The organism is Actinomycetota bacterium (genome assembly GCA_030776625.1).
Classification (GTDB): Bacteria; Actinomycetota; CADDZG01; order CADDZG01; family WHSQ01; genus MB1-2.
In genome coordinates this window covers 14,266-35,546 of the sequence record JALYHL010000012.1, presented here as the reverse complement: position 1 = coordinate 35,546, position 21,281 = coordinate 14,266, and the positions used below count along the sequence as shown (strand labels likewise).

At 65.7% G+C, this 21,281-nt stretch carries 21 protein-coding genes and 1 tRNA gene; 10 read left to right on the top strand and 12 right to left on the bottom strand.

Annotated elements, in window-relative coordinates:
* Positions 1-51: 51 nt before the first annotated feature.
* Positions 52-513 (top strand): SRPBCC family protein, encoded by a 462-nt coding sequence (locus tag M3N53_14920; GenBank protein ID MDP9069614.1) that lies wholly within the window; start codon positions 52-54, stop codon positions 511-513.
* 46 nt (positions 514-559) lie between these two features.
* On the opposite strand, the gene M3N53_14915 is transcribed toward M3N53_14920, so the two are convergent.
* The 4 genes from M3N53_14915 to M3N53_14900 all read right to left on the bottom strand — a co-directional run bounded on the left by M3N53_14915 (position 560) and on the right by M3N53_14900 (position 5,523).
* Positions 560-1,108 (bottom strand): hypothetical protein, encoded by a 549-nt coding sequence (locus M3N53_14915; GenBank protein ID MDP9069613.1) that lies wholly within the window; start codon positions 1,106-1,108, stop codon positions 560-562.
* A 56-nt stretch (positions 1,109-1,164) separates the two neighbouring features.
* Positions 1,165-1,635, bottom strand: coding sequence for a response regulator transcription factor (locus M3N53_14910; protein MDP9069612.1), 471 nt, complete (start codon positions 1,633-1,635; stop codon positions 1,165-1,167).
* A 139-nt stretch (positions 1,636-1,774) separates the two neighbouring features.
* Entirely contained in the window at positions 1,775-3,301 is a 1,527-nt protein-coding gene (locus M3N53_14905) for an ATP-binding protein (GenBank protein MDP9069611.1), read from the bottom strand.
* Complete coding sequence (locus tag M3N53_14900) at positions 3,298-5,523, bottom strand: ATP-binding protein (GenBank protein MDP9069610.1); 2,226 nt, start codon at positions 5,521-5,523, stop codon at positions 3,298-3,300. Before M3N53_14900 ends, M3N53_14905 begins: the two co-directional genes overlap by 4 nt.
* A gap of 155 nt (positions 5,524-5,678) precedes the next feature.
* On the opposite strand from M3N53_14900, the gene M3N53_14895 reads away from it, so the two are divergent.
* Positions 5,679-6,596, top strand: coding sequence for a cobalamin-binding protein (locus M3N53_14895; GenBank protein ID MDP9069609.1), 918 nt, complete (start codon positions 5,679-5,681; stop codon positions 6,594-6,596).
* Here the strand turns inward: M3N53_14895 and M3N53_14890 are convergent.
* Positions 6,593-7,021: a DUF2243 domain-containing protein gene (locus M3N53_14890; GenBank protein MDP9069608.1), complete on the bottom strand. Its 429-nt coding sequence runs from the start codon at positions 7,019-7,021 to the stop codon at positions 6,593-6,595. The two genes, M3N53_14895 and M3N53_14890, sit on opposite strands and share 4 nt — an antisense overlap.
* Before the next feature lie 165 nt (positions 7,022-7,186).
* Here M3N53_14890 and M3N53_14885 point away from each other — a divergent pair, with 165 nt between their 5' ends.
* Both M3N53_14885 and M3N53_14880 read left to right on the top strand, forming a co-directional pair.
* Positions 7,187-9,595 carry a glycosyltransferase gene (locus M3N53_14885; GenBank protein ID MDP9069607.1) on the top strand — a complete coding sequence of 803 codons (2,409 nt, stop codon included), beginning with the start codon at positions 7,187-7,189 and terminating at the stop codon, positions 9,593-9,595.
* A gap of 79 nt (positions 9,596-9,674) precedes the next feature.
* Positions 9,675-10,706 (top strand): glycoside hydrolase family 5 protein, encoded by a 1,032-nt coding sequence (locus M3N53_14880; GenBank protein MDP9069606.1) that lies wholly within the window; start codon positions 9,675-9,677, stop codon positions 10,704-10,706.
* A gap of 30 nt (positions 10,707-10,736) precedes the next feature.
* Here the strand turns inward: M3N53_14880 and M3N53_14875 are convergent, their stop codons facing one another.
* The 3 genes from M3N53_14875 to M3N53_14865 all read right to left on the bottom strand — a co-directional run bounded on the left by M3N53_14875 (position 10,737) and on the right by M3N53_14865 (position 13,162).
* Positions 10,737-11,168, bottom strand: coding sequence for a transcriptional repressor (locus tag M3N53_14875; protein ID MDP9069605.1), 432 nt, complete (start codon positions 11,166-11,168; stop codon positions 10,737-10,739).
* Entirely contained in the window at positions 11,168-11,917 is a 750-nt protein-coding gene (locus tag M3N53_14870; protein MDP9069604.1) for a ZIP family metal transporter, read from the bottom strand. Before M3N53_14870 ends, M3N53_14875 begins: the two co-directional genes overlap by 1 nt.
* 120 nt (positions 11,918-12,037) lie before the next feature.
* Positions 12,038-13,162, bottom strand: coding sequence for a hypothetical protein (locus M3N53_14865; protein MDP9069603.1), 1,125 nt, complete (start codon positions 13,160-13,162; stop codon positions 12,038-12,040).
* A gap of 155 nt (positions 13,163-13,317) precedes the next feature.
* Between M3N53_14865 and M3N53_14860 the strand changes: the two genes are divergently transcribed.
* Together M3N53_14860 and M3N53_14855 are read left to right on the top strand one after the other, a co-directional pair.
* Positions 13,318-14,631, top strand: a complete 1,314-nt coding sequence (locus M3N53_14860; GenBank protein MDP9069602.1) for a polysaccharide deacetylase family protein — start codon at positions 13,318-13,320, stop codon at positions 14,629-14,631.
* A gap of 35 nt (positions 14,632-14,666) precedes the next feature.
* Entirely contained in the window at positions 14,667-15,074 is a 408-nt protein-coding gene (locus tag M3N53_14855) for a hypothetical protein (protein ID MDP9069601.1), read from the top strand.
* Between the two features lie 326 nt (positions 15,075-15,400).
* Here M3N53_14855 and M3N53_14850 read toward each other — a convergent pair.
* Positions 15,401-15,492, bottom strand: a tRNA-Sec gene (locus tag M3N53_14850).
* A gap of 195 nt (positions 15,493-15,687) precedes the next feature.
* On the opposite strand from M3N53_14850, the gene sigH reads away from it, so the two are divergent.
* Positions 15,688-16,350, top strand: coding sequence for an RNA polymerase sporulation sigma factor SigH (gene sigH / locus M3N53_14845; protein ID MDP9069600.1), 663 nt, complete (start codon positions 15,688-15,690; stop codon positions 16,348-16,350).
* 41 nt (positions 16,351-16,391) lie between these two features.
* Positions 16,392-17,273 carry a PAC2 family protein gene (locus M3N53_14840; GenBank protein MDP9069599.1) on the top strand — a complete coding sequence of 294 codons (882 nt, stop codon included), beginning with the start codon at positions 16,392-16,394 and terminating at the stop codon, positions 17,271-17,273.
* Positions 17,274-17,282: 9 nt separating this feature from the next.
* Here M3N53_14840 and M3N53_14835 read toward each other — a convergent pair whose 3' ends face one another.
* Positions 17,283-17,591 (bottom strand): hypothetical protein, encoded by a 309-nt coding sequence (locus M3N53_14835; protein ID MDP9069598.1) that lies wholly within the window; start codon positions 17,589-17,591, stop codon positions 17,283-17,285.
* 32 nt (positions 17,592-17,623) lie between these two features.
* Positions 17,624-18,343, bottom strand: coding sequence for a phosphate signaling complex protein PhoU (gene phoU, locus M3N53_14830; GenBank protein MDP9069597.1), 720 nt, complete (start codon positions 18,341-18,343; stop codon positions 17,624-17,626).
* Positions 18,344-18,503: 160 nt separating this feature from the next.
* Here phoU and M3N53_14825 point away from each other — a divergent pair, with 160 nt between their 5' ends.
* A complete protein-coding gene (locus tag M3N53_14825) occupies positions 18,504-19,673 on the top strand; it encodes an ATP-binding protein (GenBank protein ID MDP9069596.1) in 1,170 nt (389 codons plus the stop codon).
* Positions 19,674-19,685: 12 nt separating this feature from the next.
* On the top strand, positions 19,686-20,366 hold the full coding sequence (locus M3N53_14820) for a response regulator transcription factor (protein MDP9069595.1): 681 nt from the start codon (positions 19,686-19,688) through the stop codon (positions 20,364-20,366).
* 33 nt (positions 20,367-20,399) lie between these two features.
* On the opposite strand, the gene pstB is transcribed toward M3N53_14820, so the two are convergent.
* Positions 20,400-21,278 carry a phosphate ABC transporter ATP-binding protein PstB gene (gene pstB / locus M3N53_14815; GenBank protein MDP9069594.1) on the bottom strand — a complete coding sequence of 293 codons (879 nt, stop codon included), beginning with the start codon at positions 21,276-21,278 and terminating at the stop codon, positions 20,400-20,402.
* Between the last annotated feature and the right edge of the window lie 3 nt (positions 21,279-21,281).

Sequence of the window (21,281 nt, the reverse complement as noted above, 5' to 3'; positions counted from 1 at the left end):
TCGGCGGGTACATACCCAGAGAAGGGACCCCGAGGCGTGGAGGTGCATCAGATGTCCAGCATCGAGCAGTCGATCGAAGTCAACGTCCCGGTGCGCACTGCTTACAACCAGTGGACGCAGTTCGAGGACTTCCCCCACTTCATGGAGGGCGTCGAGAAGGTCAACCAGCTAGACGACGTGAACCTGCACTGGGTGGCGGAGATCATGGGGCAGCATCGTGAGTGGGACGCCAAGATCACCGAGCAGATCCCCGACGAGCGGATCGCGTGGAGGAACGTTGATGGCGCCACTAACGCCGGAGTCGTGACCTTCCACAGGATCTCCGACGACACCACGAAGATCATGCTGCAGATGGAGTACGACCCGGAGGGTTTCGGCGAGAAGGCGGCCGACGCTCTGGGTCTCGTCAAAGCCCGCGTCAAGGGCGACCTCGAGAGGTTCAAGACCTTCATCGAGAGCCGCGGCCAAGAGACCGGTGCCTGGCGCGGAGAGGTCGATCAGAACAACATCTAACGGCGGCGGTCCTCGGAAAGCCCCGGGTCTTCCCCGGGGCTTTCTCTTATGGGTTCGCCTCCCGGAGCGCCGCGCGTAGCTCCGCCACCTGATGTGGCGCGAGCCATCGAGCCACCGAATCGAGGATCGCCTCAACGGTTATCTCGGCCCCCGCACTCCGGAGCGAGGCAACGGTCTTGAACACGAAGCTGCGATAGGCCGCGGGAACGACGAGCCCCTGCACCGCGCCCGTCTCGCGCCAGGACGCCTCTAACTCCTGCACGTCGGGCTGCTCCCACCAGGCGATGCCAGGTCGCGGCGCCTTCTCGACAGTGCTGACCTGAAGAGGCACCACGTTCACCGGCTTGCTGCCCTCGCGCCTCCAGGCCGGAGCCTGATGGAAGTCGGGCTCGAACGCGAGGCGCTTCAGACTCAGTTCCTCGCCATCGACGAACAGCACGAGCCGCAGCGAGCGGCCCAACTCATCCGGGATGTTGCCGGCGTTGCGGATCGCGAGCGCCTCTTCCGTGGTCAGCGCAACCGCGTTGCTGGGCCGGTGATCACCGTCAGGATCTCGCCGGCGCCGTAGCTCGATCTCCAGATCGGCCACGCTCATGAGGTACCAGCCCTCCCCGAGCTCGGGAGACGCCGAAGCGCGGTCGTGACTTCCGGTCAGGCAGCGCCCCTGCGGCACAGGTCGGTGAGGACGTCGGCTATCTCCGCAACCGCCACACCCTTCTCGAGATAGACGTCGGCCCCTCGCGACAGCGCCTCGCCCGCCATCGACTCCTGGTCGAAGCCGGACAAGACGATGATCCGAGTCGACGGCGACGCTAGCTTGATCTGTGGGATGGCCTGCAGGCCGTCCATCACCGGCATCGCGAGATCGAGCAGGATCGCGTCTACGTCGAGAGATCCGATCAACTGGACCGCCTCGGCCCCATTGGTGGCCTCACCAACGATCTCGAAGCGATCGTCCGGCTCCAGCGACCATCTCAGGAGCATCCTGATGTCCGGTGTGTCGTCTGCGATCACGATGCGGCACGGCGGCGTGAGATTCAACGTCGCCCCGCCCGCGGCCCACCAGCTCCAGAGGACGGCACGCGCCGTCGCCACGCGGCGGCGTTCGACATCGAGATCCATCGTAGGTCACTTCTGATCACGCTCCGCATCACTACACAATCGGCCTTTCCGGAAGCTCGCTCAATGGCCTAAGCACATGATTTCCGACTCGTCCCGCCAAACCGGACAAAACGAGCTCGCCGATCCAGCAGTCGTTCCCTCAGGTTCGCAGAGGCAGAGTGAAGTAGAAGCTCGACCCCTCTCCGGGCGTGGAGTGCACGTCGACGCGGCCGCCCATGGAACGGACGTACTCTCTCACGAGCGTGAGCCCGATGCCGGCACCGCGGTTCGCCGCCTTGACCGACCGCCGCGAGCGCCAGAACGGGTCAAAGACGTGGTTCGCCTCGTCGGCCGTCAGCCCGGTGCCCTCGTCGATCACCTCTACCTGAGCGACATCGTCCACAGCAGTGCCCCGAATGGTGATGGAGGAGCCCGCTTCCGATGCCTTGACCGCATTCGAGATCAGGTTGATGAATACCCTCTTCAAGAGGCCCGGGTCCGCCGTCACCTGGAGGGGAGGAACCTCGATCTTGACCTGTCGCTCCACCAGCAACGGCTGAAGGTCCTCGACCACACCCTCCACGTTTGCCTGCAGATCGATGACCTCGAGCTCCGACCGGAAGCGACCGTGTTCGACAGCCCCGAAATCGAGCAGAGCGTCGACCAATTTCCGCAGATCCGCTGCGTGATGACTGATCTTCTCCAGCGAAGACAGCACGGTGTCTTCGTCCAACCTCCCCCAGTAGCTCAACAGCGTCGTGCTGAAGCCCGAGATGCAGGCCAGCGGCGTGCGCAGCTCGTGCGACACGGAGTTGATGAAGCCTCTTCGCAACTGGAGCGTCTGTTGCAGCTCGTCGATCAGCGCTTGCTCGAGCTCCTGGCGTCGGAGCTTCCGTAGAGCAACCGCGCCAAAAGCAGCGAAGGTCTCCGCAAGCTCCACCTCCTCCGGACGGTAGGTGGTGTCGCCTTCCGACCTCACGATCAGGACCCCCACAGCCTCGTCGTCGCGTTTCGACAGAGGGACGAGCAGGTATCCGTCGAGCTGCTCGACCTCCCTCGACGTGAGCACCTGACCCATACGCGCGGTCAGGTCCGTTGCCATGTCGGACTCATCCGTCGCGGCAGCGATCGCGACCGCGCCATCCTCCTCCGGTACCGCCAGCGCGCACGAGTCCGCGCGGAGCAGTTCCCGCGCGCCGTACACGATCTCCGACAGCATGGTCTCGCGCTCCTCGGCTTCTGCCACGACCAGCGCCAGCCTCTGAAGCCGACCGGCGCGGCGGGCAAGATCGTGCTGGCGCCATCCGCGCTCGATGATCTCCGGGAGAGAGCGCAGGTACGCAGCATCCTTGACGACGTAGTCGATGGCGCCACCGCGCATCGCTTCGACCACGACGGACTCCGAGCCCATCCCGGTCACCATCACGACCGACGGGCCGCCCGCGGCCCGGATCGCACGCAATATCTCGAGGCCCGACATGTCCGGCAGGCGATAGTCCAGAAGAACCAGATCCGTTCCGTCGAGGGAGCGAAGCGCTTCTTCACCGGTTGCGGCGATCCGCAGGTGGATGTCCATCTCCTCGAGACGGTGCTCGATCAGGAACCTGAGGTCGGCATCATCCTCGACCACGAGAACGTTGATCTGCCTTCTCCCATCTCGCATGGGCAACCTGGTGTTCTCGGTCATGAAGCCACCCCGACGTCGGCTCCAACGGCCGGCGAGGCCAGTGGGAGGGTGAATCGGATGTCGAGACCTTCCTCAGAATCCGCGATCCACATCGTGCCGCCCGCGGTCTCGACGATCCTCTTGCAGATCGGCAAGCCGATGCCTGTCCCCTCGCTCGGGCCCGATTCCTGGAGCCGCTCGAATACCCCGAACACCTTCTTGCGGTGCTCCTCCGGGACGCCGGGGCCGTTGTCGCGGACCGAGATCGACACCTTGTCGCCTCTGACGCGTTCGGCCGCGACGGTTACCTCGACGTCGGAACGACCGGCGTAGCGGCACGAGTTCTGGATGAGGTTGGTGAAAAGCTGACGTGCTCGCAGGGGATTCAAACGAACGACGGGCAGTGGGTGGAGGTGAACCTTCAACTGGGGCACCGCTGCGCGTACCTCATCCGCGACCTGATCCACGACCTCTTCCAGAGCCACGTCTTCGGGCTCGGTCTGAACCCTGCCGATCCGCGAGAAGGCCAGCAGGTCTTTGATCAGCGACTGGAGGTACGACGAGCTCACCTGGATGCGCTCGATGTAGAAGCGACCCTTCTCCCCCAGCGCCTCGCCGAAGTCTCTGCTCAAGAACTCGGAGAATCCCTGGATCGCGATGATCGGGCTGTTCAGGTCGTGCGAGACCGTATAGACGAAAGACTCCATGTCTTCGTTCAGCTCTTCGAGAGAGCGCCGCGCTTCCCTCTCGCTCGCAAGAGCGGTCGCGATGCGCCTCTCGGCCTCGCGCGCAGCGGTGACGTCCTGTGCCGTTCCCACCACTCCGATCACCTCGCCCGTGGCGTCGACGTCGACGCGACCTCGTGCGTGGATGATCCGCTGGGTGCCGTCGGGCCGCAGGATGCGGTGATCGAACGAGTAGGGCCGCCGTTCCTGAACCGCGCTCTCCACCACCGACTGAACGAACTCCCGATCGTCTTCGTGGACGTAGTCGAAGTAGGAGGTGTAGGTGATCCTGGATCCGCGCGGCAGACCGTAGATCTCGTACATCTCATCGGACCACGAGACGATGTCGGTCCGGGTGTCCCAGGTGAAGCTTCCGATGTGGGCGATGCTCTGCGCCTCCGCGAGCCGGGCGCGGCTCTCCTCCAGTCCCGCGTTCGCCTCCTGCAGCTCGCGGCTCGCCCGCTCCGCGGCGGCGCGGGCTTCTCGTTCGCTCGCGTACAGGCTGCTGCGATCCAGAGCCAGACCGGTAAGGACCCCGAGCGACCGAAGGAGCTCCACCTCCTCGTAACCGAAGAACGGGGTGTATGGGCTGGCCCAGATCACCACGGTGCCGAAGTCGAAGTCGAGCCGCAACACGTCGGGTCGCAGCGCCTCAGGTTCGGCCAGGACCGGACCTCCATCGGTCTCGCCCACCGCGCCGACGACGGCTCCATCCCGATCGAGGAGGACCGCGCCGCGGGCTCCGAGGATGCTCGTGACATGTGGCAACAGGTTGGCCGTGACTTCCTCGGGCGTTGTCGCGGACACCAGTTGCTCGGTCGCGGTCGCCAGCGCCTCTTGCTCCGGGCGGCGCCACGCCATCCGGAGCAACGCCGGAGGTGTGAACCCGATGAAGAACAAGGTCACGGCGATCAGCGCCATGAGCTGGACGATCAGGTCGGACGTCACGTCGGTGTCGTCGGGCTGAGCCGCAGCCACTACAAGGGCAAGCGTGATCCCGATCGACGCGACGCTCAGCAGCCTCATCCTGCGCCTGGCCAACGTCGGCTGGCCGCGACCCGCCCGCCACAGACGAACGGCAACCGTGACTAACAACCCACCGAACTCGAGCACGACCGCGACCAGGTAGAGGGTCATCAGCGTCGTGCGGCCTTCGTCTTCGTCGGGGAAACCCTCGGAGAACAGCGTCCACAGCGCCACCGCAAGCGCGACTCCGCTCGCGACACGGTCTACCGCGGGAGAAGCCGGCTTCAACGAGGTGGTGAAGCGATAGAGGGCGTAGGGGAAGAAGACGACCCCCAGGACCGTCAGCTTCGAGATCAGCGCTGCCAGTAGCCCCGTCGCCTCGTCGGGGATGACCAGGTTCTGGAGGACGATGAAGGCGAGAGTGGCAAACGCTGCTGCCACCCAGGCGCCAGACATGCCGCGCTCGCGGCGCCAACTGCGGAACGCGGCCAGAGCCACCGCGGAATACACCGCAGCGGCCAAGTACCTGACGGCCTGTAGGAGATCTTCCACGGCTCCCCTGCACTCGTGCGCCCGGCCACGAAACGCCCTGTTGACAAGTCTGGGGTCAAATCCGACAGCGTCAATAACCAAAACGGCTAAATCAGACCCGCCCCGGGGGTCGGGCGCCGAAAATCTCGGCACGATGTAGCTGCGAGACTACGCGGGTGAGGATCGTCTCTCTCCTGCCGTCGGCGACCGAGATCGTGTACGCGCTCGGACTAGAAGGCTCTCTGGCGGCGGTGACGTCCGACTGCGACTACCCGCCCGACGCCGCGGAGAAGCCGCAGGCGTCCTTCAGCTCGCTGCCGCTCGACGACGACACGACGCCGAACGAGATCGACCGGCTGGTGAAGGAATCGGTGGAAGCGAACGAGCCGATCTACCGCCTCGACCGAGCGCTCATCCAGGAGCTCCAGCCCGACCTGATCCTGGCGCAAGACCTGTGCAGGGTCTGTGCCGTCCCGTCGGGTCACGTCACCGAAGCGCTCGACGTAATCGGCTGCGATGCAACCGTTATCTCACTCGACCCACACGGCCTGGATGACGTGATCGCCGGTATCGAAGAAGTGGGCGACGCGACCGGCACGAGCGGACGAGCAAAAGAGCTCGCGGCGCGACTGCGGGAACGGGTGCAGACGGTTCGCGCCAAAGCGCGGGGCCTGTCGCAGATCCCAACGCTCGCCTTGGAGTGGGCCGATCCTCCATTCACCGGCGGTCACTGGATCCCCGAGATGATCGAGCTCGCCGGCGGCCGCGACCTGGTCGGCGTGCAGGGAGAGCCGTCGACGGGCCTGTCGTGGCACGCGGTCGAGGCCGCTGCGCCGGAGCTGATCGTCTTCATGCCCTGCGGCTACCGCTTACCGGAAGCCGTAGTGCAGGCGCGCGACCTCTACGCGCGGGAGGAGTTCGCCGCGACCCCTGCGGCCCACGACGGCGCCGTGTTCGCGGTTGATTCATCCTCCTACTTCTCGCGGCCCGGGCCGCGGTTGATTGACGGGCTCGAGACGCTCGCGTGGATCCTGCACCCCGACGTCTTTCCGGAGCCTCCGCCAGGGCGGGTCGAGCGGGTAGGTCCCGTTTAGGCGCGCCCCCGGTACATGAAGCTCCCAGCGGCGATGAAGGCCAACCCGATGCCGAAGAAGGTCCAGTCGTAGAGCTCCGGGTTCTCCACGCCCTCACGGATGTGGTGGGCCTGCAACGCGAGATGGAAGACGAGCTGGTCGATGACGTGGAACACGCCCCAGCCGACGAGTCCGAGCGCGACCAGCGGGCGGGGCTCGATCGGAGCTCCGACCAGTAGCGCGATCCCGACGAGCAGGACAACCAGGAACGTGATGTGGAAGATGCCATCCGCCAGCGTGTTTCTCTCGAGCCCTCCGACGGTGGTCACCGGCGTCTTCAGGGACAACAGGTGGTGCCACTGCAGGAGCTGGTGGAGAACGACGCCATCCAGCAACGCGCCGGTCCCAACACCGACCATGAAGTAGCCGATCCTGTCTCTTCTCATCCCTAGGTCGCCTTTCATACGTCGTATGACACAACCGCCCGCCGCCATGGCGTCCGGAACATAGTCGGGGACCGCGGCACAAAAGCCCTGCCACGGCCGTTAAAGGCAGCAATGACACTGCCGATGCTCCAAGGGTCCGGTTTAGGCGCCTTTTAGAGGGTTTTAGTGATCACTAGTCTGCTCGCACTCGCGTGCGTTTCGTTGGCCGCGGCGTTCCTCGGCCTGTTGGCCTTAGGGGGCCGCTGGAGGATCGCGCGCCTCGACTCGGCTCTTCTTTACTCGATCATCGTAGCGATACCCGCCTACGTCCTCGGCGAGTACGTCTGGCAGCTTCCCGACATGAACCTGTGGGTCGGGATTGGCCTCATCGTCGCCAGCTGCGTCGTGACGGCCCTGATCCGCCCAGACTGGAACCCTGCCGGCCAAGCCTTCCTTGGAACCCTCGCGCTCACGTCGCTGCCGTTCCTGGCGCTTGGAGGCGGCCTCGCCTTCATCCCCGGACGGGCCTTCATCCTGCGCGTGGGCGACCTCGGGTTCGTCGCGCTGCAGGCGTTCGCCCTCGTGTTGCTGGTGATGGGAACCCACGAGACCCTCGACGCGACCAGCCGCGTGCGCTGGCGGCGACGCACGACCGGTCGCCACGTTCCGGGGTACACACCGTTCATATCGGTCCACGTCGCCACCCACAACGAACCGCCCGAGCTCGTGATCGAGACGCTGAAGTCGCTCAAGGAGCTTGACTACCCGGCGCACGAGGTGATCGTGCTCGACAACAACACGACCGATCCGGAGCTGTGGCAACCCGTAGACACCTTCTGCCGCGAGGAGGGGTTGAAGTTCGTGCACCTCGAGAACTGGCCCGGCTACAAGTCCGGCGCGCTGAACTACGGCCTCGAGATCCTCGACCCGCGCACCGAGATCATCGCGATCGTCGACGCCGACTTCATCGTCGATCGCGACTGGCTGCAGCAGACCTCCGGCTACTTCGCCGACCCGAAGACCGCGATCGTGCAGACGGCGCAGGGCTTCCGTTCCGAGATCGACACCGGCTTCTTTCATCGTCTCGGCCTCACGTACCGCACCTTCGACGCCATCGGACTTCCGAGCCGCAACGAGCGCAACGCGATCATCTTCGCAGGCACCATGGGGTTGATCCGGCGCAGCGCGCTGCTGGAGGCGGGCGGCTGGGGCGAGTGGTGCGTGACCGAAGACGCCGAGCTTTCGCTGCGGATCCTCGCGCGCGGCTACACCGCGACCTTCGTCGAGCGCATCTTCGGGTACGGCGTGATGCCGCTCACGTTCGCAGCGCTAAAGAGCCAGCGCTTCCGCTGGTGCTTCGGCGGCATCCAACTCCTGCGCAAGCACTGGCGCCTGCTGATGACCGGCCGCGGTGTCGATGACGACGGCACCGAGCTCGAGCTAACGAGGGCGCAGCGGTACGACTACCTCGCCGGCGGACTGCAGTGGTTCGGAGCGCCTTTGACCGCCGTATTCGGGGTCCTGCTGGTCGCCGGCATCGCGGCGAGGTTCCTCGGCTTCGACGCGACACTGCGCCCTCTGACCGGCTTCTTCGTCGCCGTCCCCGCCCTGCTCCTCGTCACCGGCGTCATCCGCGCGGTGTGGGCGTTGCGCCTGCGTCTCAATGCAACTGCTGGCGACGCGTTCGGAGTCTTCCTGATCTTTCTGTCGATGACGTGGGCGGTCACGCTGGCTTGCTTCAAGGGACTCATCCAGATGCAAGGTGCTTTCCTGCGCACGCCCAAATTCAAAGAGAACCAGAGCCTCGTTCAAACGCTGAAGGCGACGCGCGCCGAGACCCCCTTCGCCGTGCTGCTGACGGCCGCGGGCGCCTTGGCAGCGACGTCCGTCGGCGGAGGCGAAGGCGCGTTCCTCGCCGTCCTCGCCGGCTGGAGCGCGCTCGTCTTCTGGAGCGCTCCCGCGGCGGCGTTCGCGGCCTCCCGCACAAGGATCCGCTCGGGAGCTCTGCGCCACCGGCGCGACCTCGAGTCCGAACGTCAGCGCAAGCCCGTCTATCTGCGCCCGAGCAGCTACGCGTTGGCCGGAGCGAGCGCCCTTCTCCTGCTGTTGGTCCTCGGCGGCAGCGTCGCGGTCACGCCCGAGAGGGCACAGGGCGACATCGGGAGCATGTTCGCGCTGCCTCGCGAAAGTGCTGAAGACACTGAAGATGGGCGGGCGCCTGCGGTCGTCGACAAACCCGAGCGGCCGGGTGTTGTGACTCCGGCAGCGGGTCGTCGCGGCGACGTGAGGCGCGCGGCGGACAGCGGACGGGCGACTAGGAACGGCTCGTCGACGCGGACCGGTACCGGTGGCAACACCAACGCCAGGCCCGGCGGAGCAACCGGCCAAGCGACGCCGGCAGCACAACCGACCGCCGCGGCCCCCGTGCCACAGGCCAGTCCCGCGGCGCAACCGACGGCCCAGCCGACGTCCCAGCCGGCGCCGGCGGCCTCTCCGGCACCTCAGGCGAGTCCCGCCGCACAGCCAAGTCCCGCGCCGCGGCCGACCTCAACACCGCAGGCTCGCCCGACCGACCGGCCCGGAGGCGGCGGTTAAAGCCACCGCGGCTCTGGGCGCGGCGATCCTGCTGATTCTTGCCGCAGCACCGGCACGGGCCGACCATGCACCCCCGACCTTGGTTGAGGACCGCGCCCTAGATGAATTGCAGGACTTCACCTCCTGGCTAAGTGAGAACCGCGCCGATGGCTTCATCGGGGAGGTTGGGTGGCCCCGCGATACGGGCGACGCGGATCAGTGGAACCACCTCGCCGAGCGGTGGATGCAGCACGCGGACGCATCGGGGCTGTGGGTAACGGCGTGGGCGACCGGGGAGTGGTGGCCCCAGGACTACAGGCTCGCGATCTACACGGCCAGCGACAGCAGTGGCCTTGACACGGTTCACTCACAGGCGGTGGTACTCGAGCGGCATCTCGCTCACCCCGGGCGCGGCGTCAACGTTGCGGGTGCGGAGTTCGCGGCTCCAAGCGTCGCGCCCAAGTCTGCTTTCTCGAACAGGAACGCCGGCACGTACGGGGTGGACTATCACTACGACTCTCAAGAGACCTTCGACTTCCTGGCGCGGCGCGGCGTCGGCATGGTGCGGATCCCGTTCCGGTGGGAACGGCTGCAGCCGCGGCTGGGCCGGCCGCTCTCGAAGCTCGAGCTACAGCGACTGGCCGACGCGGTGCAGCGAGCGGGGACCGCCGGGCTCGAGGTCGTGCTCGACATGCACAACTACGGCGCCTACTACAAAGACCGGAACGGTCACGGAATCAGGCGAGCCATCGGGACGACGCGCTGCACGACAGCGGACTTCGCGGACGTCTGGCGGCGCCTCAGCAGGAGGTTCGACGACAACCGAACCGTCATCGGCTACGGCCTCATGAACGAGCCGATCGGCATCCCGCCGACCGACCGAGCAACACCTGCGCGGAGGTGGGAACGGATCTCGCAGCGGGTGCTGAACACGATCCGCGCGCGGCACGACGTCACGACGATCCTCGTGCCGGGCTACGAATGGTCCGGTGTGCAGAGCTGGAGGCAGAACCACCCCGATGGGTGGATCACCGATCCCGCCAACCAGTTCCGCTACGAAGCCCACCACTACTGGGACCGAGACCACTCCGGGACCTACGTGCTGTCCTATGACGAAGAGAACACCCCCTAACCCCGAAGCCACGCGCGCTTCGTCGCCGCCTTATTTTGAGCAGTCTCCACAAAGTCCGAACACTTCGGCGGTGTGGATCACGTCGCGGAATCCGTGCGCCGTTGCGGTCCGCTGCGCCCACTCCTCGACGGCTTCACTCTCGACCTCGACGGACACCCCACAAGCTCTGCACACCAGATGGTGGTGGTGGTCGTGCGAATTGCACAGCCGGTAGATCGTCTCGCCCGCCGGCTTCACCAGCGCGTCGATCTCGCCGGCGTCTGCGAGCTTCTGCAATTCCCTATAGACGGTGGTCAAGCCGACGGGCTGCCCACCCCTTCGCAGGTCCTCGTGTAGCTCCTGCGCAGTACGAAACCCGCCGGCTTGCCGGAGGACGTCTCTGATAGCAGCGCGTTGACGCGTTGCTCTGCGTTGCGGGAGCGGGGCGTGTGTCTTGTCAGGTTCCCGACGTGGAGTGTCCATCACTCAAGCGCCAACAGAGCCACCATCGTCCCCACGCCCGCGAGGAGCGCCAGCACCTGGATGGCGGACTTCATCGGCTCGGGCTCTTTGTGCAGCTCGGGGATCAGGTCAGTGCTGGCGATGTAGACGAACGCCCCGGCAGTGAACGGCAGCAGCGGGCGCTCGATCGAACCGAGCGACGCCAGGAACAACGTTGCTGCACCGCCCGCGATGGATGCCAGCCCCGTCGCGAAGTTGAGCATCAGCGCCTTGCGCGGACGGAGCCCGGCGTGTAGGAGGATCCCGAAGTCGCCCAGCTCCTGAGGGATCTCGTGCAGCGCGACCGCGACAGCCGTAGCGATCCCCACCGCGGGCGAGACCGCGAATGCAGCCGCGACGATGGCGCCGTCGATGAAGTTGTGGAGGACGTCTCCAACCAGGTTCATAGACGCGACTGGGTGCAGCACCTCCTCGGTTGGCAGGTGCGAGTGATGCCAGTGCAACACCTTCTCGAGGACGAAGAAGACGACCACGCCGCCCACGAGCGAGAGTGACGCCGGCAGGTCGAACCCGTTCTCGGATTCAGCGACCTCCGGGAGGATGTGGACGAAGGCGTCGCCCAGGAGCGCTCCAGCTGCGAATGCCACGAGGATGATGAGGCTCTTGCGCAACGTGGCTGGAGCGAGAACCAGCGTGACCGCGCCGACCAGAGACAGCGCGCTGATGGCGAGGAGAGTCGCGAAGGTGGCTACGACCACGGTCACATCCATGATCGCTGAAGGTAGCGTTAATGGAAATCGTTTTCAATAGCTGGGGCGCCGGCCCTCGGGCGAAGGATGCTCGCCGGGGAGGCCTTCGCTGTGGACACCGGCTGACCCTTGACGGGCGCCTCACCTATCAGGTCGGAATGCAGCACCGTCGCCCGCTAAGCCCGCGGCGGTGTCGCCGCCCCAGATCAGCATCTCCTCCCCGGTCCATGCGGCGGTATGCCCGTACCGGGCAGTGAGGGGACCCGGTGGGACCTCCCGCCACGCGTCCGCCGCGGGGTCGTACGCAGCGCCGTTCGCGGCCAGCCCGTGCGGCCCGGTTCCTCCCCACACCACCATCTCTGCACCCGTCCACACCGCGCTCGACACCACGCGGCCCGCGATGGGGGCGGGTGCGAGTGAGCGCCACGAGTTCCTCGTCGGGTCGTAAGCGGCACCGTCGTCGAGCGCTCCCTCCGGACCCGTCCCCCCCCACACAACCATCTCTGCGTCGCTCCATACCGCCACGTGGTCCGCGCGTCTCGTCAGCGGACCTTCCGCCACCGGCCTCCACGAGTCCTTGCGCGGGTCGTATGCACCTCCGTCGGCGAAGGGTCCACCCGCGTTGCTCGCCCTCCAGATCACCATCTCTTCGCCCGTCCACACAGCTGAGTGCCCGAAGCGCGGTCCGAGTCTCGCCTTCGCGATAGCGCGCCAGCGATCCCTCAAGGGGTCGTACGCGGCACCGTCCGCGAACGGACCCTCCGCGCTGGTTCCCCTCCAGATCACCATCTCTTCGCCCGTCCACACAGCGGAGTGGCCGAAGCGGCCGCCGAGGGGCGATCGCCTGATGCGTCTCCAGGTTTCGGTCGTGGGGTTGTAGGCCGCGCCGTCGGACAACAGCTTCCCCTCGCGGCCCTCTCCGCCCCAGACCAGCATCTCTTCACCCGTCCAGATCGCGGTGTGACCAAAGCGCGGGCCGATCGGTGAGCGCGGCAGCCGAACCCACTCGTCCGAGCGCGGGTCGTAGGACGCTCCGTCCGCGATCTCCTCCTGCGGCCCCACGCCTCCCCAGATCACCATCTCTTCACCCGTCCAGATCGCGGTGTGACCGAACCGTGGTCCGAGCGGTCCTTCAGCCATGGAGTGCCACGCAGGCGCGGGAGATTCGTCGGCCGCGGTGGAGGTCGGCGACTGCGCGTTGTCCGTGCATGCAGCCGACGCGAGGACGAGGAAAAGGAGGACGAGGAGGTCTCTACATCGCACCATCATGTGGCTCTTGCGTTCGCTCTCGGTCCCTCGGCTACACCCCGGTTCGTCTTCGATGAATCTCTCACGCGTGTGTGCAGACGCGCGCCACGAAAGCGCGACTTTTGCACCAAGTAGCCCAAGTGTCATGGGAGAATTGATGACGAGGAGGGTAAGTGCTGAAGAGGTCGCTGAGGCTCGCGCTGCTAGCAGCGGTCGTCCTCGTTATGTCGGTCTCGCCGCTCGCGAGCGCTCAATCGCCGCGCGAGCGCTCCCGTGCGAAGCCGCCCTCGCGTCCCCCTGCCGAATGGGTCACCGGTCCCAGCGGCCAGATGCTGCTCACGCTCGAAGGACCCACGAAGCTCGCGCACCTCTTCGACGTACTAACCATGCTCGACGCCGCGGATGCACGGGCTTCTTTCTTCCTGCCGGGACGCTGGCTCGCGCAGCACGCCAGCACCGGCATGCTGATCGTTGCGGAGGGGCACGCACTGGGAAACCGCGGCTTCGGGACCGAGAGGTTCACCAACCTCAGCGAGTCCGCAGTGCGCTCCTCGATCCGGCGGGCGGCGACGACGCTGCAGGAGCTGGGGATAGATGCAGGACCGTTCCTTCGACCACCGGGAGGCGCCCGGAACACGAAAGTCTTGCGGGTGGCGGCGGGGCTCGGTTACGGGGCGGTGCGGTGGAGCTACCAGGCCGGCAAGGGGGCCGCTACCGAGATCGAGCGGAACGTCGTCGACAAGGCCCGGCCCGGGTCGATCGTGTCGTTGCAGCTCTGGAGGCGTAGTCACAGAGAAGCTCTTCCCGGGATCCTCCAGAAGCTGAGATCGAGCGGCTCAGACCTCGCGACGATCAGCGCGCTCCGAGACGTCGAGCCGGTCCGGTGGGACGTGACGCTAAGGCCGGGTGCCAGGGTCCCGGCCGTGCGATCCCTGCAGCAGGCGCTACGCGAACGCACCTACGATCCGGGTCCACTCGACGGCGTTTTCTCGGAGTCGACGCTGCAAGCGGTGTATGCCTTCGAAAAGCTTCATGGACTACGAAGAGATGGCATCGTCACGCCACAACAGCTTGAGCAGCTGGTGGTGTCGGAGAAACCCGAGGCTCCCGACCGCGGCACCCCCAGCTTCGTCGATGTCGATCTGTCACGTCAGGTCTCGCTCGAGGTGCGCGAGGGAGAGGTCGTGCGAACGCTGTCGATCTCCAGCGGAAGCGGCGAGTACTACATGTCCGACGGCGAGCGGAGCAAAGCCGAGACTCCGACCGGTGAGTTCGAGATCCTGTGGAAGATCCCGGGATGGAGACACAGCGACCTGGGCGAGCTCTGGTACCCGTCCTATTTCCACGAGGCAGGCTACGCGTTCCACGGGAGCACCTTCGTGCCCCCCTATCCCGATAGTCATGGGTGTATCCGGCTCCCGATGTATGTCACGAAGAGCTTCTACGCGGACAACCCCGTCGGCACCAAGGTGTTCGTTCATGACTAGCGGGCGGTGACTCGCTCGTGACACAGACGATGAGCATGCGGCGTTCGATCGCGCTGGTGGTGATCGCAGTTGTGGGACTTCTCGCGCTCTCGGCGTGCGAACAGACCGGTGAAGCCGTCGACGAAGTGGCCGACGACGTGAGTCAGCCGGAGCAATTCGAAACCGCGGAGGACCTAGTCGAGGCGCTCAATGAGGGAGGCGTCGAGTGCAGGGGCCTCGAGGTCGCCCCCGTCCCGGGCGCGGAGCGGGGCGTGTGCCGCATCGACCGTGAACCCGTAAGCGTCGGGATCTACGACGACAACGATGCGATGCAGCAAGACCTCGAGGCGCGGCGTGATGAGAACGAGTCGTTCGTCGTCGGCGGGAACTGGATCCTGATAGCTCGCTCGCCCGAGACGGCAGATGCCGCCCGAGAAGCCATCGGCGGGAAGCTCGACGGCTGAGCACCGCCAAGGAGCGACTTAGCGGCCGGGCATGGCGGATCCGGAGCGAACCTTCCGAGGTCTCGCGTCGTTGATCTAAGTAACGGAGGCGGATGGGAATCGAGCCCACCCACAAGCGGCGGAGCCGCGGGTGGGTGAGATGGCTCCGGGCATGGCGGATCCGCCGGAGCGAACCTTCCGAGGCCTCGCGTCGTTGATCTAAGTAGCGGAGGCGGATGGGAATCGAGCCCACCGAGAGCCGCGCAGCGGCGGGTGGGTGAGATGGCTCCGGGCATGGCGGATCCGCCGGAGCCCAAACCATCCGGGTTCTCTTTTCGTTGTAATAAGCGGAGGCGGATGGGAATCGAACCCACCCACCGGGGTTAGCCGGCGCACCGGTTTTGAAGACCGGGAGGGACACCAGTCCCCGTTCGCCTCCAAGGCAGGGTCTTCCAGGAACTGAGTAAAAAGAGGTATCTAGTTCCTTCGGAAGAAGGAATACCACCCGTACGGGCCATTGTTGTTCCGAATACGGACAAATAGCCTGAAAACCGAAGTAAGGCATCCAGGAACGGGTGCCGATAAGAACCATAGATACACGCCGAGATCTTCTAAAGCGGGGGAGCAGAAGAACGTGGCAAGTGTGTGGACGGAAGATCAGGCTGGCACCTCCGAGCTCGAAGACCTCGATCTCGTCCAGCGGGTGCGGGCAGGCGAGGAGCGCTGCCTGGAGGTCCTCCTCTCGCGCTACCGCAACTTCGCCCGCTCGAAGGCTCGCTCCTACTTCCTCGCCGGCTCCGACAAGGAAGACGTCGTCCAGGAGGGGATGATCGGCCTCTTCAAGGCGATCCGTGACTTCGACCTCGATCAGGAGACGCCCTTCAGGGCCTTCGCCGAGCTGTGCATCTCGCGGCAGATCCTCACCGCGATCAAGACGGCCAACCGCCAGAAGCACCAGCCGCTGAACTCTTCGATCTCGCTCGACGCTCCTGCCTACGGCGACGACCAGAACGACCGCTCGCTGGGTGACCACCTTGTTGCCTCCACGACCTCGGATCCGGTCGAGCTCGTGATCTCCGCGCAGGAGATCGAGGCCATCCGCGACTCGATGACGGAGACGCTCACTGAGCTCGAGGGCGACGTGCTCCGCCTCTACATGGACGGGAAGTCCTACGAGGAGATCGCGGGGGCTCTCGGCAACCACGTGAAGTCCATCGACAACGCTCTTCAGCGCATCAAGCGCAAGCTGCAGCGCCATCTCGCGACACGCGACGCGGACGAAGTAGTAGCCGGCTAATCACCGCAAGCGCTTCCGCGACTCCCCGCTAACCTGGGTCGATGCCGGACCCGAACGAGATGCTCAACCAGCACGAAGAGATCTCCCTCAACGACCCGATCCTGGTCGCGGCCTTCCGCGGCTGGAACGACGCGGGCGACGCTGCTTCGTATGCGGCCACTCACCTAGCTCGCGTCTGGTCTTCGAGGAAGGTGGCGTCGATCGACCCCGAGGAGTTCTACGACTTCCAGGCGGTGCGGCCTCAGGTCGAGCTCCACGACGGGATCACGCGCGTGATCCGCTGGCCGGAGAATGACTTCTCCGCCGCGAAGCTTCCGGGTCTGCCTCACGACGTTCTGCTTCTCGTCGGGACCGAGCCGAACGTGCGCTGGAAGACGTTCAGCGGAGTCATAGTCGAGATGGCACGCCGTCACGACGTGCAGCTGGTGATCACTCTCGGCGCCTTGCTCGCGGACGTGCCGCACTCTCGCCCGACGCCTATCACCGGGACGGCGGCGGACCAGGAGCTGATCGAACGTCTCGGTCTTCAACGATCGCGCTACGAAGGGCCGACCGGCATCGTGGGCGTGCTTCATGAGTCCTTCGCGCGCGCCGGGATCGCTTCCGCAAGTCTGTGGGCCGCCGTCCCGCACTACCTGGCGGTCAGCCCGAACCCGAAAGCAGCTCTGGCTCTAGTTGACAAGGCCGTCGGGCTGATCGGCGCGCCGGCGGAGGTCGACGATCTGCAGCGTGCCAGCCTGGCCTACGAGGAGCGGGTCTCGGAGATGGTTGCAACGGACGAAGACGTGCAGGCGTACGTCCAACTGCTGGAGGCTCGAGCGGACGAGAGGGCCGAGGAAAGCCCGATCTCGGCCGAAGAGCTGCCGTCCGGAGAAGCGCTGGCGGCCGAGCTAGAGAAGTTCCTCCGCGAACGAGACGACTGAGTCTCCCGGCTAGAGGCCTGGCCAGTCCTTCTTTTTCTCTTCGATCACGGGCCAGTCGACGGTCTTCGGCTCGCCGCCGCCGAGGACGTCCCCCAGGTCCTTCTTCGAGCTGATGTCTCCGGCTGCCGAGATCAGGTCTTCGAGCGACCCGCGCGGCTTTCCCTCGAGGCGGATGCGCAGCGCCGCCAGCACGTCCGCTTGGGGCCCGTTCAGCCCCGGCCCCCGGTCGATCTCACCCAACACCTCCGCGGCGCGCTGGATGAGCTTCCGGTCTTCCTTCGCCTGCGCCCGAAGCGTCTCGAGCTCGTCGTCGGTCACGACGAGATACTAGGCGCCGGCGTCCGGACGGGTCAGCGCTCTGAGAACCCCTGACCGTTCGGCGAGTACGGCTGCGGATCCTCCCCGGGATGTGACGCGTCGGTGAACTCGCGGAAGACGCCCGTGACGAGGAAGGAGATCTGCTCCCCGATATCGACGGCGTGGTCCCCAAAACGCTCCAGGTAGCGAGCAACCAGGATCAGCTTCGTCGCCCACTCGAAGCTCTCTTCGTCACCCGCGTAGGTCTTGAGATCCTCCAGCATCCCGCGGTTCAGCCTGTCGAGTACCGAATCCCGATCGGGTAGGTCCGCCGCCAGCTCCTCGCTGCGCTGCGCGAAAGCGGACAGAGCGAGGTCGATCATCTCGGCCGCGCGGTCCCCCATCTCGTTCAGCCGAACCATCATCGGCGAGTCCGACGGGTAGGGGTGTTTGTTCAGGACGAACTTGGCGATGTTCACGCACAGGTCACCCATGCGCTCGATGTGAACGTTCGAGTGCAGGATCGCGCTGACAAGCCGCAGGTCGCCCGCGACGGGTGCCTGCAGGGCAAGGAGGTTCAGGACTCGGGATTGCGTCGCAAGGTATACGTCGTCGACCTGGTCGTCTTCCTCGATCACCTCTCTAGCGCAATCCTCGTTGCGCTCGCGCAGCGCCTGCATCACCCGCTCGAGCTGCTTGCGGACCATGCGCCCCTCGGCGAGCAGCCGGCCCTCCGCCGCCTCGAGCTCGTCGTGGAAGTTCAGCCTCATCATCCAAGGAGCCTACCTTTGAGCTCGTGGAGCTTGAGTGACCGCAAGGTGACGTCACCGTGAACTCTCGGGGAAATGACGCCGTCGCTGCAGGCAAGAGGCCGTCTCAGCAGCGGTCAGAAAAATAGACTCGAACGGGAAATGAGACGGATGTGAACGTGTCGTGACAGAGGCTCTCTTCCTCGCCGCAGGCGCGGTCGTCGGCGTCCTCGTGACCCTCTTCGTCGTCCGCTCGTCTCGCACGGCGCCGACCGAAACCCGTTCCGATCCGCCCCCGGCCGAACAAGCAGGTCCGGCCTCGCGGCTGCATGGCTCCACCTGGGAGGTCCTGGACGAGATCGCGGAAGGTGTCCTCCTCCTCGACGACAGGCTGCGGCCGGTGATGGCGAACGCCGCGGCCGGAAAGATCCTCGGGATCCAGGGCAACGACCTCCCGGCGCGGCTGCCCTCCGAGGAGGTCGTGGTCGTGGCGCGGCGGGCTCTGGCCGAGGGGAGCGAGATCGAGGAGCTGCTTACCCTCTGGTTCCCCAGGAGATCGTGGATCAAAGCGCGAGCCGTCCCGATCGGCGAGGGCGCCGATGTCCTACTGATCCTCCAGGACGTCACCGAAGAGTCGTTGTCGCAGCGGGTCAGACGGGAATTCGTCGCGCACGCGTCACACGAGCTGAAGAGCCCGGTGGCGAGCCTGCAAACGCTGGCAGAGGCCGTCGAACAAGCCGCCGGGAACGATCAGCAGGCCGTAGCGCGGTTCTCACACAAGATGGTCGGCGAGGCCGCGCGTCTGGCAAGCCTCATCAACGACCTCTTGGATCTGTCTCGACTCGAAGACCCCGCGGCGATCCCGTCCGACCCCGTGGACCTCTCGCAACTCGCGGCGAGGGAACTGGGTCGCGCGAGAGCGTCGGCCGAGGCGAAGAGCATGGACCTGCGGGCGGACATCCAGCCGGGTGTGTGGGTAAAGGGCGACGACCAGCAGCTGGGCGTGATGATCCGCAACCTCCTCGAGAACGCGATCCGCTACACGCCGGCGCTCGGCACGGTGACCGTAGAGGTGAAGACGACAGGGGGCGACGCCTTCCTCAGCGTGAGCGACACCGGAATCGGCATCCCGCTCGAGGCGCAGGCGCGGGTCTTCGAGCGCTTCTACCGCGTCGACCGAGCTCGTTCTCGCGCCCGCGGCGGGACCGGGCTCGGCCTGGCGATCGTGAAGCATGTCGCAGAGCTGCATGGAGGCGAGGTCACCTTGAGCAGCGAGCTGGGCGAGGGTTCGACCTTCCAAACGAGGCTGCCGGCGCTCCCACCCGGGCCGAGCGTCACATCCCTCGCGGGCTGACAAGGAGAAGACGTGTCGAAGCTGCTGCTGATCGAAGACGAAGAGAGCTTCGGAGAGGCGCTGCAATACCAGCTCCAGCGAGAGGGCTACCAGGTCGAACGCGTGACGGACGGAGCGACCGGGTTGGAGCGCTTCAACGCCAACGGTGCCGACCTGATCCTTCTCGATCTGATGCTGCCCGGGTTGGGCGGTGAGGAGGTCTGCAAGGCGATTCGCCGCTCGTCGAGCGTTCCGATCATCATGCTGACCGCCAAGGACGCGGAGTTCGACAAGGTGCTCGGCTTGGAGCTGGGCGCCGACGACTACGTGACGAAGCCGTTCAGCGCGCGGGAGCTGATCGCCCGCGTCAAGGCGGTGTTGCGGCGGAGCACGACGGGGGCCGCCTCTTCAGACGGCGTTCTGGAGGGTGGTGGGATCAGGCTCGACCCCGATCGATTCGAGGTCAGCGTCAGAGGGGAACCCGTGCACCTGCCGCGCAAAGAGTTCGAACTCCTGGAGCTGCTGATGGAGAACGCGGGTCGCGTGCTCAGCCGGGAGACCCTGATCGATCGCATCTGGGGCTCCGACTACTTCGGTGACTCCAGGACGCTGGACGTCCACATCAAGCGACTGCGCGCCAAGTGCGAGGAGTCGCCGCACTCGCCGAACCACCTCATCACGATCAGGGGCCTGGGCTACAAGTTCGTCCCCTAACGCGGCGAACGCGCAACCACACGAGCCCGGGGTCTAGCCGAAGCGTCCCGTGACGTAGTTCTCGGTCCTCTGGTCACTCGGGTTGGTGAAGATCTGCTCGGTCCTGTCGTACTCCACGAGGAGGCCCGTCCGCCGGTCCTGATCCTCTTGGACCTCGGCGGTGAAGAACGCGGTCATCTCGCTGACGCGCGCGGCCTGCTGCATGTTGTGGGTGACGATGACGATCGAGTAGTCGCTCTTCAGGTCCTGCATCAGGTCCTCGACGCGGCCGGTGGCGATCGGGTCCAGCGCGGAGCAGGGCTCGTCCATGAGGATCACGTCCGGTTGCACCGCGATGCAGCGGGCGATGCACAGACGCTGTTGCTGGCCACCCGACAACGACCATGCCGATTCCTTCAGCCGGTCCTTGACCTCGTCCCACAGCGCGGCGCGCTGGAGCGACCGCTCGACCAACTCGGCCATGTCGCCCTTGAAGCCCGCGATCTTCGGACCGAAGGCGATGTTGTCGTAGATCGACTTCGGGAAGGGGTTCGGCTTCTGGAAGACCATCCCGATGCGGCGACGAACCTCTACGGCGTCGACTCTTTTGTCGTAGAGGTCGACACCGTGGTAGAGGACCTGTCCATCTATACGAGCGTTCTCGATGAGATCGTTCATCCGGTTGAGGCAGCGGATCATCGTCGTCTTCCCACAGCCCGAGGGACCGATCAACGCCGTGATCTGGTTCTTGAAGATGTCGAGGGATACGTCCCGCACGGCTTTGAAGCCGCCGTAGTAGACCGACAGCCCGCGGATCGAGAAGACGACGTCGCGCGATGGCCACTGTCGCTGCGACTGCTGTTGAACGTCTAGCTCGATGTGAGGTCTCCCATGCAATGCCTCTCGGTGGTCTGTGAGGGTACCGGCGTCCATCGC

What these genes read in the sequence shown, in the direction of transcription:
- M3N53_14915 (MDP9069613.1), bottom strand. Translation starts at nt 1,108, where the DNA reads ATGAGCGTGGCCGATCTGGAGATCGAGCTACGGCGCCGGCGAGATCCT.
- M3N53_14920 (MDP9069614.1), top strand. Translation starts at nt 52, where the DNA reads ATGTCCAGCATCGAGCAGTCGATCGAAGTCAACGTCCCGGTGCGCACT.
- M3N53_14870 (MDP9069604.1), bottom strand. Translation starts at nt 11,917, where the DNA reads ATGGATGTGACCGTGGTCGTAGCCACCTTCGCGACTCTCCTCGCCATC.
- pstB (MDP9069594.1), bottom strand. Translation starts at nt 21,278, where the DNA reads ATGGACGCCGGTACCCTCACAGACCACCGAGAGGCATTGCATGGGAGA.
- M3N53_14905 (MDP9069611.1), bottom strand. Translation starts at nt 3,301, where the DNA reads ATGACCGAGAACACCAGGTTGCCCATGCGAGATGGGAGAAGGCAGATC.
- M3N53_14840 (MDP9069599.1), top strand. Translation starts at nt 16,392, where the DNA reads ATGCCGGACCCGAACGAGATGCTCAACCAGCACGAAGAGATCTCCCTC.
- M3N53_14890 (MDP9069608.1), bottom strand. Translation starts at nt 7,021, where the DNA reads ATGAGAAGAGACAGGATCGGCTACTTCATGGTCGGTGTTGGGACCGGC.
- phoU (MDP9069597.1), bottom strand. Translation starts at nt 18,343, where the DNA reads ATGATGAGGCTGAACTTCCACGACGAGCTCGAGGCGGCGGAGGGCCGG.
- M3N53_14875 (MDP9069605.1), bottom strand. Translation starts at nt 11,168, where the DNA reads ATGGACACTCCACGTCGGGAACCTGACAAGACACACGCCCCGCTCCCG.
- M3N53_14865 (MDP9069603.1), bottom strand. Translation starts at nt 13,162, where the DNA reads ATGGTGCGATGTAGAGACCTCCTCGTCCTCCTTTTCCTCGTCCTCGCG.
- M3N53_14855 (MDP9069601.1), top strand. Translation starts at nt 14,667, where the DNA reads ATGCGGCGTTCGATCGCGCTGGTGGTGATCGCAGTTGTGGGACTTCTC.
- M3N53_14910 (MDP9069612.1), bottom strand. Translation starts at nt 1,635, where the DNA reads ATGGATCTCGATGTCGAACGCCGCCGCGTGGCGACGGCGCGTGCCGTC.